Raw genomic sequence first — 13,296 nt, forward strand, 5'->3', positions numbered from 1 at the left:
GCCCAGAGGAGTCTGTGCAGGCTATTTGGCGAGGGTTATCGTGGCAGGCGTTGCCTGTTCAAAGGCGCGTTCGAGGATCTCCAGGTTGGTAAGAACTTCAGATTCCTTGACGTAATTAGGCGTACCGGTGGTCAGCGTCTGGTACAGCGCGTCATACACGCGACCGTAATCCCCCACTTCCGGCTTTACCTCTTCTTTTACCGTGATGCCGTCATCGTTGACGTACTCTAGCATCCCAATGGAATCATCAGCAGCGAAACCTGGCTCACCCGGCATGATATTGGCCTTCAGGCTGGTTTCCTGCTGGTCGATGCCGTACTTCACAAACGAGCCTTTGGTGCCATGGACGATAAACTTCGGATAGTCGATTTTCACCAGATGACTGGTTTTAACAATGGCTTTCAGGTCGCCGTAAAACAGCTGCGCTTCAAAGGTATCGTCCGGGTTCGCTTTGTTGCGCAGGCTGCGGATGTCATAGGCCACATGATCGGGACGTCCGAACAGCGAGATAATCTGATCCATGGTGTGTACGCCCAGACCATAAAACGCGCCGTCCTGCGGCAGTCCCGGCTTGGTTTCTGCTTCAGGACGGTAGTAATCGAAATGGCTTTCAACCTCAACAATCTTGCCGAGCTTGCCGCTCTCAATGGCTTTTTTCGCGGTGAGGAAGCAGGAGTCAAAACGGCGATTCTGATACGGCGTAACGGTCAGTCCTTTGCTTCGCGCCAGTTCGAACAGCTCTTTTGCTTGCGCAAGCGTCGGCGTGAAGGGTTTCTCAACCAGCACATTTTTACCCGCTTCCAGCGCGCGTTTAGCATATTCAAAATGGCTATCAGCATGGGTACAGACGATCACCAGTTTCACCTGCGGATCGTTTAAGATCTCGTCGAGGTCGCTGGTGAAGTGAATATGCGAATACTGCGGCGCCTGCTCTTCCGGCCTGGCGTTGCGGCGGAAAATGTGCGCGACGTGCCAGCTATTTTTGCGGTTTAGGACGTACGGCAAATGGTAGCGGGTGGTGCTTTTACCAAAACCAATAAATGCGCAGTGTAAGGTCATGAGACGATCCTTTTGAAGGTGATTGTCTACACCATAGCGCAAAGCGGCTGGAGACTGAATCCATCCTGTCATCGTGCCGGATGCGGCGTTGCCTTATCCGGCCTACCGCATTATACAGCCAAAAGATCGGGCGTAAGTGGCGTAGGCAGATTATTCACGGCCTGCGCGCAGCAACCGGAGCGTACACAGAGTACGTGAGGATTGCGAGCACAGCCCGGGATTAAGCTGGCAAGCAAACTAGCCCGAAACCCAGCCAAAAAAAAAAGCCAGCAAAAGCTGGCTAAAGTAATACTGGAAGCAATGTGAGCAATGTCGTGCTTTCAGGTTCTCCGTAGGGGTTCCCCTGAACGCAGAGCAATAATAATCATTCTCATTCGCACTTGTCTACTTCTTTTTGCAAAAAAATGCAGTTGACGGATTTTTCTTTCTCAGCGAGTGTAAATGCACAATTAACCCTGCAGGAGATAAGGAATGAGTGAGATAGTGATACGCCACGCTGAACCGAAAGATTACGACGCAATTCGTCAGATCCACGCCCAGCCGGAGGTGTACCACAACACGCTACAGGTTCCTCATCCTTCTCTCGAAATGTGGCAAGCGCGGCTAACCGAGCAAGCCGGTGTCAAACAGCTGGTTGCCTGCATTGATGATATCGTCGTGGGGCACCTCTGTATTGAGGTCGCGCAGCGCCCGCGCCGCAGCCACGTGGCCGATTTTGGTATCTGCGTGGATGGCAGGTGGCACAATCGTGGCGTTGCCAGCGCGCTGATTCGTACGATGATCGACATGTGCGACAACTGGCTGCGCGTCGAGCGCATTGAGCTGACAGTATTTGTTGATAATGAGCCTGCTGTAGCAGTCTATAAGAAGTACGGCTTTGAAATCGAAGGCACCGGTAAGAAATACGGCCTGCGCAACGGTGAGTATGTTGATGCCTACTTTATGGCGCGCGTGAAATAAATTTAAGGGCGAGCCTTATCGCCCTGCTTATTGAAAGGACGCAATAGTGAAAAAGTTTCTTCCCCTGGTTTTGCTGGCCTCGCTCTCCCCTGCTTTTGCCACTACCGTACAAAATCTCGATTCCGTAGCCAGTGCCATCCAACATCCTGAAGGTAAACAGATTTTTGCTGAGCAAATGGCAGGAGCAACCCCTGCGAAAGGATTTGGTGAGCTTCCTCAGGGCTTATCTGAAAAGCAGTGGATTGCCTGGGTTGCACCAAATGAAGATCCTGACAACCTGATCCTGACCGGTGCTAAATCTTGGGGAAAAGACGGTAAATATATTGGCATTGCTTGTTTTGCCGATAATAAGGCTGACGCCGAGCAAGCAAAAAAATACGCGGATAACACCTGCCCGGAAAACTACAGCAACGGGCGCGCTAATAAATTATATCTCGGCATTTTTTCCTGGCAGAACCCACAGCTAACGCCGATTGCACGTTCAGAAAAACCGTTAAACCAGCTATCAGAGTGGAATAAAGCCGCTGAAAAAGAGAGCGATGATGAGTCCGTCAGACCGCTGGCTTATTATACAAAACTGGATCTGGCACCGTACCGGATAGCACCCGATACCCTGGCATTCGGGGTGCGGGGTGGATACTCTGATGCGTATTCCGGCGGCGGCGCATTTTATGAAGTGCTGGAACTCTACACCATCAAAGACAGCAAGATAATCAACGTGTTTTCTGACCTTGTTTATTACTATTCGGACATTGCTGGAGACTGGAATAAAGACGGCACAAGGCAGCACGACATTAGCGAAAGTAAGTACATTCTCAAAATGCGCTCGGCAAAGACGCACGGATTTTATGACTTAGAGCGCGTTAGCCTACAGGATAAAAGCAGCCAAATATTCCGCTGGTCCGAATCACTGCAGCGATATGCGCCATAACCTACCGGTCAGGCCTACATCGTTCAGAACGCTGTAGGCTGTTGATATGGGTTAATAAACATCAATAAAAACTCCATTAATAACCCTCCATTATAAAATAAATAAAAATAACCCCCTTAGCTATTTATATTCGGATTCCCCTCAAGAAAATTCACTTAAAGTGAAACGTTTTATTTCCGCTATATACGAACGCCATCAGAAAGCGTAATAAAAACAAAAAGCAATTTACCGTTTTTATGACAGCAAATAATAAAAGGATAAGGATATCATGAGTGATATCGTCTATCTGATGGTTTCAGGGCAGCAGCAGGGCGATATTTCTGACGGATGTGGAACCATTGCATCCGTGGGTAACCGCTGGCAAATAGGGCACGAAGACGAAATTTTTACCTTTTCGCTCTCTAATAGTATAACCAGTACTGGCAGAGGTTCACATTTTCACGGACTGCAATTTTGCAAACTGATAGATAAAAGCACCCCATTGTTTGTAAATGCTATTAACAACAACGAGCAGTTGTATATGGAATTTTATTTCTACCGCATCAATAGGTTCGGTAGATGGGAGAAGAATTATTATATTCAACTGCGGGGAGCATTTCTATCAGCCATTCAACACCAATTCAGCGACAATAATTTAGACACAGAAACAATAACCATCAACTATGAATATATCCTCTGCAAACATCTTATTGCCAACACTGAGTTCAGCTACCTGGCGTTGCCCGAGAACTACAACCGCCTGTTTATCCCCCGCCCAAAAACACCCGCAGACAACGGCCTCAAAACGTTAAACAGCAAAGGGGTTGGCAGACTGCTTGCCGCCGGAGGTATCTACAACGGCAATATCGACGGTTTCAGGGAAACGGCGAAAAAGCTGGGAGGCGATGCTCCTACGGGTTACGAGCAGGTTATGGATAACAAAGGATTGCTGATTCTTGGTGCTTCAGTAGCTGCAGGCTTAACTATGGGAAGGATGAAATTTCCTGAATTAGAAGAACTGGAGCAGTTTGGAGCGAAAGGAACTTATACATCAAGGCCATTTGATCCAGATAAAGCGGGAGGCCCTGTTGAACATCTTACAACTGAAGGCGTAAATATTACCCATGAAGGAATTGCAATTGTAGAAAAACACATATCTCGCTTCGATCCAGATCCTGGTAATGAATTTATGGTAAGCCGTTTAAAAAAGATAGCGAACGGTGAATTGTTACCAGAACAAGTGGATTTAAACTACTACACTCATGAATGTCGAGAGTATCAACGTTATTGCAATTTAGGTTGGGAAACTGGCAGGCCAAGCGATAACCAAGAGGCTTATGATCTATGGAATAACACGCATACATCAACACTCGAAGATTATAGAATAACTGGTAATGACCTTTATCACCCGGATGCACCATCATGGTAAACGATACTGAACTTAACATATTGAAATTATTAGCTTCCAGAGATGACGTAAATTGGACCTGGTATAATCTTGATCGCGCAATGACCAGTAGGAGAATGGATGGAGTTGGTAACGTAGTTAGGCTCATAAATAACCTATCCAAAGCGGGTTTAGTCGATATAGTAGCAAGAACCCCCTCAGGAATGGATTATTATCGCGTATCCGCCCAAGGCCATAAGTTGCTAATCGAAATTGACCGGTATCACCAAGACCATTCACTATAGTAAAAAATATTTGTCAAGCCCTCTCCCACCGAAGAGGGCTGTTATGCTTAGTACCCCGCCGTTAAGTCATCCACGGAACGCGGGTCAGAAGCACCATACAGTGCGCCATCCGGTCCAACCATAATGCTCTGCGTGCTGCCCATCGCCTCTTTCAGCGCTACTTTCTGTCCTTTTTGCTCCAGCAGCTTGATTGTATCCGGGCTGAAGCCCTTCTCGATGCGCAGTTCATCCGGCAACCATTGATGATGGAAGCGCGGTGCGTTGGTCGCTTCGGCGACGTTCATCCCGAAATCAATGCTGTTGACCACCATTTGCAGTACGGTAGTGATGATTCGGCTTCCACCTGGGCTGCCGGTAACCAGCCAGGTTTTCCCGTCTTTTACCACGATAGTCGGCGACATCGACGACAGCGGACGCTTCTTCGGTCCAACCGCGTTGGCATCACCGCCCACCAGTCCATAAACGTTCGGCACGCCCGGCTTAGCGGAGAAGTCGTCCATTTCGTTATTCAGCAGAATACCGGTGTTACCCGCCACGATGCCGGTCCCGAAGGTGGTATTCAGGGTATACGTTACCGCCACGGCATTGCCGTCTTTATCCACTACCGAGAAGTGCGTAGTCTGGTTGCTTTCATACGGGGCGAGCTTGCCAGGTTTGATCTGGCTGGAAGGCTTAGCCTTGTTGATATCAATCTGATCGGCAAGCGTTTTAGCATAGGCTTTGTTGGTCAGCGCTTGCCACGGCACTTTCACAAAATCCGGGTCGCCCAGATATTCTGAACGATCGGCGTAAGCATATTTCTCCGCTTCAGCCATAACCTGCATAGCATCGGCGCTGCCAAATCCGTACTTCTTCATATCGAAGTTTTCGAGAATATTGAGGATCTGCACGATGTGAATACCGCCAGAGGACGGCGGTGGCATGGAGAAGACCTGATACCCGCGATAGTCACCGCCGATCGGCATGCGCTCCACGGCTTTATAGCTGGCTAAATCCTCTTTGGTCATCAGCCCGCCGTTCTTCTGCATTTCCCCGGCTATCTGATCGGCAATCGCCCCTTTATAAAACGCATCCGGGCCATTCTCGGCAATCATTTCCAGGCTTTTCGCCAGATTCTTTTGCACCAGCTTGTCGCCCTTTTTCAGCGGCTCGCCGTCCTTCCAGAAAATGGCTTTGCTGTTCTCGTGATTAGGGAGCACTTCGCTGCCATAGGTTTTCAGATCGTCGGCCAGCGCGTCATTAACCACAAAGCCCTCTTCCGCCAGCTTCATCGCCGGGCGCACCACTTTGTTCAGCGGCATCGTGCCGTATTTCTCCAGCGCCAGCGAGAAACCCGCCACGGTACCCGGCGTACCGGATGCCAGATGCGACGTCAGCGACTTTTTCGCATCGGCGTTGCCCTGCTCATCGAGGAACATGTCACGGGTCGCGCCAGCAGGCGCCATTTCACGAAAATCGATCGCGGTGGTGTTACCGTCTTTGGTACGCAGTAGCATAAAACCACCGCCGCCCAGATTGCCCGCCTGGGGATGCGTCACCGCCAGCGCATAGCCAACGGCCACGGCGGCATCGACGGCATTCCCACCCTGTTTAAGAATGTCCACACCAACCTGGGTAGCTAAAGCATCCACAGAGGCCACCATCCCATGCTTAGCACGTACGGGATGGAACACATCTTCCTCGACTCCGTAAGATACCGGCGGTGGCGCAGCCGGCGCGGCAGCAACGCTAAAACAACTTCCTGAGAGCAGAGCAGCAATGGCTACCCGGCGTAAAAACGTCGGTTTTATCATCGTTATTCTCCAGATGTATGGGGGTCTGCCCCCACTAAGCCTGGTGCATAACTCTGAAATAATCATCGTAACGGCGAGAAAGGAGTAAACTTAAGAGATCCCCGAGAGGAGAAAAGCGATGAAACGACTCTTACTTTTAGCCATGCTGTTGCCGTTTGCAGGCTTTGCACAGCCCATCAACACCATGAATAACCCGAACCAACCCGGTTATCAGATCCCGAGTCAGCAGCGTATGCAAACCCAAATGCAAACGCAGCAAATTCAGCAGAAAGGGATGCTCAACCAACAGTTGCAAACGCAGACGCGTATGCAGCAACAGCATCTGGAAAACCAAATTAACACCAACTCCCAGCGGGTCCTTCAGTCTCAGCCAGGCGAGTTGAATCCCAGCCAGCAGCAAATGCTGCCCAACAGCAACGGTGGGATGTTGAGTGGAACCCGTAACCCGGACAGCTCTCTGAATAAGCAACATATGCTGTCAGAGAAAAAGAACGGCGACATGCTGAAGCCCTCCAGCACGCCGCAGCCTAACGTTCCGTTAAAAACGATTGGGCCTTAAAAAGGTTGGAAATCCGGACCAATCGTATCAATGGCATCGGTACAGATGCAGTCCACGCCCCAGCGCAGCAGTTCCGCCGCGCGCTGGGGTCGGTTGACGGTATATACCAGAATACGTAGCCCCGCATCACGCAGCGCATCCACACGCGCTTCATCCAGCAGTTTGTGATTAAGATGAATAGAGACGCAGCCAAGCCGCGTGGTCAGCTCGCGCCAGTCCTCGCGCCATTCATCAAGCAGCAAGCCTCTCGGCAGTTCAGGTACCGCCAGCTGCGCCGCTTCAAGTGCATCAATTTCAAAGGATGACAATAGTGGCGGCGTCATTCCCGCCCACAGCTCCCGCGCGGCCAGCGCCACGACTTTGCCAGTTAACGTTCCGGTGCCGGTTGTGGGTTTAATTTCAATATTCGCCATCATACCGTGCTGACGGCAGCGCTCGGCCACTTGCGAGAGCAGCGGCAGCGGTTCACCTTTAAACTCACCGCTAAACCAGCCGCCGGCGTCCACGCGCAATAAATCCTGCCAGTTCAGCTCGCCTGCCACGCCCCAGCCGTTGCTGGTTCGCTCCAGGTTGTCATCATGCAGTAAGAAGATCTCACCGTCTTTCGACAATTTAGCGTCAAACTCGATCATGGTATGCCCGTATCGCGCCCCCACGTCGATCGCCGCCAGGGTGTTTTCCGGGGCCAGCTTACCGCCGCCACGATGGGCGACAATATGGGGGTAAGGCCAGTTACTCATACGCGTTGTCCTGTTTCGCCATCAAAAAGATGCAGATGATTTTCCGGCAGATGCAGCCACAGCGTGCTGCCTGCCGTTGGGCGATGCTGATGCGCCAGTCGCACCACCAGCTTTTGCTCGCCCCAGCGTCCGTGTGCCAGGTTATCTGCGCCCAGCATTTCCAGTGTATCAACAACCAACGGCACGCCGCCTTCGGCCTGCGAGCTTAGCGCAATATGCTCTGGGCGGATACCCAACGTCATTTTACGCCCAATAGACTCTCTCGCGCTTCTGCCGATGGGTAGCGTCATGCCGCCCTCCAGTTCAAAATGGGTGCCCGAGGTACTGATGCACCCGTCCAGCAGGTTCATCGCCGGGCTGCCGATAAAACTCGCCACAAAGCGGCTGGCAGGCTTTTCATACACCTCAACCGGTGTACCTATCTGCTCGGCAATGCCTTTGTTCATCACCATCACCCGTTGGGCAAGGGTCATCGCTTCAACCTGGTCGTGCGTCACGTATAGCGAAGTGGTTTTCAGGCGGCGATGCAGATGTTGTAACTCCAGACGCATCTGCACGCGCAGCTTGGCATCGAGGTTAGAAAGCGGCTCATCGAACAGGAATACCGCTGGGTCACGCACAATCGCTCGCCCCATCGCTACGCGCTGGCGCTGACCGCCAGAAAGTTCGCGCGGACGACGTTTGAGCAGCTCACCCAGCTCGAGAATACGCGCCGCCTCATTTACCCGTTCAGCAATGTGCTCCTTGCCCATCCCGCGGATTTTCAGCCCCCAGGCCATGTTTTCTTCCACGCTCATATGCGGGTAGAGCGCGTAGTTTTGAAAGACCATCGCAATGCCGCGATCCTTCGGCTCCATCTCGGTGACGCGTTTATTATCAATCCAGATATCGCCACCGCTCACCCGCTCCAGCCCGGCCACCATCCGCAGCAGCGTAGACTTTCCGCAGCCGGATGGGCCAACCATCACGATAAATTCCCCGTCCGCGACGTCCAGCGTCAGCGGTTTAATTACCTGGGTTTTGCCGTCCCAGCTTTTGGTTACTGCCTGTAGTTTTAAACCAGCCATTTTTATTTCTCACTATCGACCAGACCGCGTACGAAGGCACGCTGCATGGCTAACACGATGATTACCGGAGGGATAAGCGTCAGCAGCATGGCTGCCATTACCTGGTTCCACTGCGTGGTGCCTTCACCGGTGGCGATCATGCCTTTGATACCCGCCACCGCAGTGCCCAAATTGACGTCGGTAATAATTAACAACGGCCACAAATACTGGTTCCAGCCGTAGATAAAGGTGATAACGAACAGCGCCGCCAGATTGGTTTTTGACAGTGGTAGTACGATATCGCGGAAAAAACGCATCGGTGACGCACCGTCAATACGCGCCGCCTCAACCAGCTCATCCGGCAGGGTCATAAAGAACTGTCGGAACAGGAAGGTCGCAGTAGCCGATGCCATCAACGGCAGCGTCAGACCCGCATAGCTGTCGAGCATTTTCAGGTTGGCGATAACCTCCACGGTGGGGAAGATTCGCACCTCAACCGGCAGCATCAGGGTGATAAAAATCATCCAGAAGAACAGGTTGCGCAGCGGAAAACGGAACCAGACGATGGCGAATGCGGAGAGCATGGAGACGGTGATTTTCCCTACCGTAATACTGAACGCCATGATGAAGCTGTTAAGCATCATCAACCAGAACGGCGCGCTGTTGACGCCCACACCGTTGACCCAGATGTATTTCATGTTCTCCAGCAACTGCGTGCCGGGAACCAGCGTCATCGGCGTTTCAAACACCGCTTTGTTGTCCAGCGTCGCCGCGACAAACGCGACGTACAGCGGAAACAGGATCACCATGATCCCCATAATCAACATGGCATGGCTGAATATTGTCAGCCCACGACGGTTCTCAATCATTGGTAACGCACCTTACTTTCCACATAGCGGAACTGCACCACCGTCAAAATAATGACCAGGAACATCAGCACCACCGATTGTGCGGCGGAAGAAGCCAGATCCAACCCGACAAACCCTTCACGGTAGATCTTATAAATCAGCGTGGTCGTCGCCTGCACCGGCCCACCCGCCGTGGCGGCATCAATAACCGGGAAGGTATCAAAGAAGGCATAAACCAGATTCACCACCAGCAGAAAGAAGCTGACCGGGGCTATCAACGGCAGCGCCAGCTTAAAGAAGCGGCGAACCGGCCCTGCGCCATCAATCGCAGCAGCTTCGATCAGCGATCGCGGGATAGACTGCAGTGCGGCAAAGAAGAACAGGAAGTTGTAACTAATCTGCTTCCAGACCGATGCAAACACCACCAGGAACATCGCCTGACCGCTGTTTTGCGCATGGTTCCAGTCATAGCCAAACTCACCGAGAAAATGGGTAATCAGCCCACGTCCTGGGTTAAACAGGAAGATCCACAATACGGCGGCGACGGCAGGCGCGACGGCGTATGGCAACAGCATCAGCGTCTGGTAAAAACGGCTGCCGCGCACCACGTAATTCACCAGCGCCGCAAAAAATAACGACACCAGCAGACCACTTACCGTGACTAACGTACTGAACTTAATGGTGGTCCAAAATGAGTCGAGGTAGTACGGGTCATGAAACAGCGCGACAAAGTTTTCCAGTCCGACAAACTGGCTGGAAAGACCAAACGGATCAACGGATTGTAGCGAGTACCACAGCGCTTCACCGGCGGGCCAGATAAAGAAAATAACGGTGATAACCAGCTGCGGAGCCACCAACAAATAGGGAAGCCAACGCGAGCGGAATACCGGACGGGATGAAGACATGTAGGTTCTTTCCTGGAAGGTGCCGGATGGCGGTGCAAGCACCTTACCCGGCCTACAAACTACGAACTTGTAGGCCGGATAAGCGCAACGCCATCAGGCACTTATACACTTAAGACTTGGTCGATTGCTCAAAGCGGCGCAGTAACTGATTGCCACGCTCAACGGCGGCATCCAGTGCCTGCTGCGGGGTTTTCTTCCCAGTCCAGACGCTTTCCAGCTCTTCATCCACAATAGTGCGGATCTGCGGCATATTGCCCAAACGCAGCCCTTTGGTGAACGGCAACGGCGGCTTGTTCAGCATCTGGCGGGTGGCGATATCAGCCCCAGGGTTCTTCTCATAGAAGCCCTGTTCACGGGTCAGGTCGTAGGCAGCGGTGGTGATCGGTAGATAGCCGGTCTTCTGGTGCCATTCAGCAGCAATTTCAGGCTTCGCCAGGAAGTTGAGGAACTGCGCCACGCCTTCGTAGGTTGCTTTGTCTTTACCCTGCATCACCCACAGGCTGGCCCCACCGATAATCGCATTCTGCGGCGCGCCCTTCACATCGGCATCGTACGGCATCATCCCGACGCCATAATTGAATTTAGCGTAGTGGCGGATGTCGGCCAGCGAACCGGAAGAGGCGGTGGTAATGGCACAATCCCCGTTGTAGAACTTCTCAGTGGATTCGTCCTTACGCCCGAAGTAGCTGAAATCACCTTTTTTGTTCAACTCTTCCAGCAGAGCGATGTGTTTCACCTGTTCCGGTTTATTGAACTCCAGCACCGCGTCGGTACCGTCAAAGCCATTGTTTTTGGTTGCTACCGGCAGACCGTTCCAGGCGCTGAAGTTTTCAATCTGAATCCATCCCTGCCAGCCGCTGGCGTAACCGCACTTCATGCCTGCGGCTTTCAGCTTCGCGGTGTACTCCGCCAGATCCTGCCAGGTTTTCGGCGGCTGCTCCGGGTCTAAACCGGCTTTTTTGAAGGCATCTTTGTTGTAGTACAGCACCGGAGTGGAGCTGTTAAACGGCTGGGAGAGCAAGTGTCCGCTTTTAGAGTCGGTGTAGTAACCGGAAACGGTCGGTACGAACTGAGACTCATCGAAGTTAATGCCAGCCTCTTTGAATACTTCATAGACCGGTTTAATGGCTTTTGAGGCCATCATGGTTGCCGTACCCACTTCATAAACCTGCAGCAGCGCAGGCGCGTTTCCGGTACGGAAAGCGGCAATTCCTGCACTCAGGCTCTGCTCGTAGTTACCTTTGTACTGCGGAACAATTTTGTAGTCGGGATTGGCTGCATTAAAACGTTGCGCCAGTGAATCAACTTCTTTACCCAGTTCGCCTTCCATTGAGTGCCAGAACGGGATAGTGGTGACCGCCAGTGCCTGACCTGCAAATGCCAGGCTAAGTGCCAGTCCTAAAGCTGTATGTCGTAACGATATCATCGGTTATCTCTCTTGTTGTGCCGGATGCGCGATATCACGCGTTTTATGCTCGCGGGGGTAACATGACATGCTCGAATGACAGAAAAATAACTTTTTTATTACAAAAAAAAGATAGTAAGGCGACAAACAGATGGCAAGGCGGTGAAAGCGTAGTGACAGGAAAATGCGGGGTGGTGCACAACAAAGCCGGATATCGCTATACCTTCTCCGGCCTGGATGGCGTTATCTGCTGCTCCAGCAAGGAAGATTAATCCCGACGCCAGCGTCGCTCATATTCATTCTGTAAACGCTGCTGCTCTCGCCGCTCACGTTCACGTTGGATATCCGATTTATCATCATCCCAGCCTGGGCATACCGAGCTGGTAAACACTTCGCAGGGCGAGTCGGATTGCGCTAACGGGTTGTCCGGTTTCTCTTCCCAGATAGCGGGATCGCGCGGGTCAAACGCTGGCGGTGTTGAGGCCAGGGTAGTTAATGAAAGCGTCAAAAACAAACTGCCAATCATCATGCAGGTACCTGAACGAATCATCCTTTCTCCATGTTCATTTTTATTATTGATAACTATTCTCAATAATAACATAGAGCAATAAAAAGGGGCCACAGCGGGCCCCTTGTCTATTCAGATAATGATTAACCGCCCAGATACGCGCTACGCACCGCTTCGTTAGCCAGTAACGCATCACCGGTGTCTTCCAGCACCACATGACCGTTTTCCAGCACGTAGCCGCGATCGGCGAGCTTCAGCGCCTGGTTGGCGTTCTGTTCGACGAGGAAGATGGTCATCCCCTGCTCGCGCAGTTGTTCGATAGTATTAAAAATCTGCTGGATGATAATCGGCGCCAGACCCAGCGACGGTTCATCAAGCAGCAGCAGCCTCGGCTGGCTCATCAGCGCGCGGCCTATCGCCAGCATCTGCTGTTCACCGCCGGACATCGTTCCCGCACGTTGAATACGACGCTCATGCAGACGGGGAAACAGGTCATACACCCATTTGATGCGTTCCTGAAACTGGTCCTTTTCGGCAAAGAAGCCGCCCATCGCCAGGTTCTCTTCCACCGTCATGCGGGAAAACACGCGACGCCCTTCCGGCACAATCGCTACCGCTTCGCGCATGATTTTCGCCGTCTGCCAGTCGGTAATGTCTTTACCATCAAAGACGATTCGCCCGCTGGTCGCTCGCGGGTCGCCACACAATGTGCCGAGCAGCGTGGTTTTTCCCGCGCCGTTAGCACCAATCAGAGTAACGATTTCACCCTGGTTGATATACAAGCTGACGTCGTGCAGCGCCTGTATCTTGCCGTAGTGGGCGTTGACTTTGTCGAACGATAACATCGCCTTATCCATAGTAATACTCGCCC

The 13,296-nt window shown here is 52.1% G+C and carries 13 protein-coding genes; 4 read left to right on the top strand and 9 right to left on the bottom strand.

Translation table 11 applies throughout. The features are described 5' to 3' along the window. Positions 1 to 21: 21 nt before the first annotated feature. Positions 22 to 1,059, bottom strand: a complete 1,038-nt coding sequence (locus OGY04_RS22345) for an oxidoreductase (protein WP_071446689.1) — start codon at positions 1,057 to 1,059, stop codon at positions 22 to 24. Between the two features lie 471 nt (positions 1,060 to 1,530). Here OGY04_RS22345 and yhhY point away from each other — a divergent pair, with 471 nt between their 5' ends. The 3 genes from yhhY to tssD all read left to right on the top strand — a co-directional run bounded on the left by yhhY (position 1,531) and on the right by tssD (position 4,358). Further along, positions 1,531 to 2,019, top strand: coding sequence for an N-acetyltransferase (gene yhhY, locus OGY04_RS22350; protein ID WP_008786353.1), 489 nt, complete (start codon positions 1,531 to 1,533; stop codon positions 2,017 to 2,019). A gap of 46 nt (positions 2,020 to 2,065) precedes the next feature. Continuing rightward, complete coding sequence (locus OGY04_RS22355) at positions 2,066 to 2,950, top strand: hypothetical protein (protein ID WP_286586038.1); 885 nt, start codon at positions 2,066 to 2,068, stop codon at positions 2,948 to 2,950. A 268-nt stretch (positions 2,951 to 3,218) separates the two neighbouring features. Continuing rightward, positions 3,219 to 4,358 (top strand): type VI secretion system tube protein TssD, encoded by a 1,140-nt coding sequence (gene tssD, locus OGY04_RS22360; RefSeq protein ID WP_219988253.1) that lies wholly within the window; start codon positions 3,219 to 3,221, stop codon positions 4,356 to 4,358. A gap of 310 nt (positions 4,359 to 4,668) precedes the next feature. Here tssD and ggt read toward each other — a convergent pair whose 3' ends face one another. Beyond that, positions 4,669 to 6,414, bottom strand: a complete 1,746-nt coding sequence (gene ggt / locus OGY04_RS22365) for a gamma-glutamyltransferase (RefSeq protein WP_286586039.1) — start codon at positions 6,412 to 6,414, stop codon at positions 4,669 to 4,671. A gap of 118 nt (positions 6,415 to 6,532) precedes the next feature. On the opposite strand from ggt, the gene OGY04_RS22370 reads away from it, so the two are divergent. Next, the gene (locus OGY04_RS22370; RefSeq protein ID WP_048215386.1) at positions 6,533 to 6,973 is read left to right on the top strand and encodes a DUF2756 family protein; all 441 of its coding nucleotides are present in this window, start codon (positions 6,533 to 6,535) and stop codon (positions 6,971 to 6,973) included. Here OGY04_RS22370 and ugpQ read toward each other — a convergent pair. The 7 genes from ugpQ to livF form a co-directional block, all read right to left on the bottom strand. After that, complete coding sequence (gene ugpQ, locus OGY04_RS22375) at positions 6,970 to 7,713, bottom strand: glycerophosphodiester phosphodiesterase (RefSeq protein WP_057067171.1); 744 nt, start codon at positions 7,711 to 7,713, stop codon at positions 6,970 to 6,972. The genes OGY04_RS22370 and ugpQ overlap by 4 nt on opposite strands. Continuing rightward, positions 7,710 to 8,780: a sn-glycerol-3-phosphate import ATP-binding protein UgpC gene (locus OGY04_RS22380; protein ID WP_008786359.1), complete on the bottom strand. Its 1,071-nt coding sequence runs from the start codon at positions 8,778 to 8,780 to the stop codon at positions 7,710 to 7,712. The genes ugpQ and OGY04_RS22380 overlap by 4 nt, the downstream gene beginning before the upstream one ends. Before the next feature lie 2 nt (positions 8,781 to 8,782). Further along, positions 8,783 to 9,628, bottom strand: a complete 846-nt coding sequence (ugpE, locus tag OGY04_RS22385) for a sn-glycerol-3-phosphate ABC transporter permease UgpE (RefSeq protein ID WP_003023450.1) — start codon at positions 9,626 to 9,628, stop codon at positions 8,783 to 8,785. Further along, entirely contained in the window at positions 9,625 to 10,512 is an 888-nt protein-coding gene (gene ugpA, locus OGY04_RS22390) for a sn-glycerol-3-phosphate ABC transporter permease UgpA (protein ID WP_003837841.1), read from the bottom strand. The genes ugpE and ugpA overlap by 4 nt, the downstream gene beginning before the upstream one ends. A gap of 109 nt (positions 10,513 to 10,621) precedes the next feature. Further along, positions 10,622 to 11,938 (bottom strand): sn-glycerol-3-phosphate ABC transporter substrate-binding protein UgpB, encoded by a 1,317-nt coding sequence (gene ugpB, locus OGY04_RS22395; protein ID WP_003827583.1) that lies wholly within the window; start codon positions 11,936 to 11,938, stop codon positions 10,622 to 10,624. Between the two features lie 247 nt (positions 11,939 to 12,185). Further along, complete coding sequence (locus OGY04_RS22400) at positions 12,186 to 12,467, bottom strand: hypothetical protein (RefSeq protein WP_048215382.1); 282 nt, start codon at positions 12,465 to 12,467, stop codon at positions 12,186 to 12,188. Positions 12,468 to 12,568: 101 nt separating this feature from the next. Beyond that, the gene (gene livF, locus OGY04_RS22405) at positions 12,569 to 13,282 is read right to left on the bottom strand and encodes a high-affinity branched-chain amino acid ABC transporter ATP-binding protein LivF (RefSeq protein ID WP_003827581.1); all 714 of its coding nucleotides are present in this window, start codon (positions 13,280 to 13,282) and stop codon (positions 12,569 to 12,571) included. Positions 13,283 to 13,296: the final 14 nt, after the last annotated feature.

Source organism: Citrobacter sp. Cpo091 (assembly GCF_030332645.1).
Classification (GTDB): Bacteria; Pseudomonadota; Gammaproteobacteria; order Enterobacterales; family Enterobacteriaceae; genus Citrobacter; species Citrobacter portucalensis.

Bases quoted from the DNA above. Each gene is read 5' to 3' on its own strand.
- ugpQ (WP_057067171.1), bottom strand. From the start codon at position 7,713: ATGAGTAACTGGCCTTACCCCCATATTGTCGCCCATCGTGGCGGCGGT.
- OGY04_RS22345 (WP_071446689.1), bottom strand. From the start codon at position 1,059: ATGACCTTACACTGCGCATTTATTGGTTTTGGTAAAAGCACCACCCGC.
- ugpB (WP_003827583.1), bottom strand. From the start codon at position 11,938: ATGATATCGTTACGACATACAGCTTTAGGACTGGCACTTAGCCTGGCA.
- OGY04_RS22370 (WP_048215386.1), top strand. From the start codon at position 6,533: ATGAAACGACTCTTACTTTTAGCCATGCTGTTGCCGTTTGCAGGCTTT.
- ggt (WP_286586039.1), bottom strand. From the start codon at position 6,414: ATGATAAAACCGACGTTTTTACGCCGGGTAGCCATTGCTGCTCTGCTC.
- livF (WP_003827581.1), bottom strand. From the start codon at position 13,282: ATGGATAAGGCGATGTTATCGTTCGACAAAGTCAACGCCCACTACGGC.
- OGY04_RS22380 (WP_008786359.1), bottom strand. From the start codon at position 8,780: ATGGCTGGTTTAAAACTACAGGCAGTAACCAAAAGCTGGGACGGCAAA.
- yhhY (WP_008786353.1), top strand. From the start codon at position 1,531: ATGAGTGAGATAGTGATACGCCACGCTGAACCGAAAGATTACGACGCA.
- ugpE (WP_003023450.1), bottom strand. From the start codon at position 9,628: ATGATTGAGAACCGTCGTGGGCTGACAATATTCAGCCATGCCATGTTG.
- OGY04_RS22400 (WP_048215382.1), bottom strand. From the start codon at position 12,467: ATGATTCGTTCAGGTACCTGCATGATGATTGGCAGTTTGTTTTTGACG.
- tssD (WP_219988253.1), top strand. From the start codon at position 3,219: ATGAGTGATATCGTCTATCTGATGGTTTCAGGGCAGCAGCAGGGCGAT.
- ugpA (WP_003837841.1), bottom strand. From the start codon at position 10,512: ATGTCTTCATCCCGTCCGGTATTCCGCTCGCGTTGGCTTCCCTATTTG.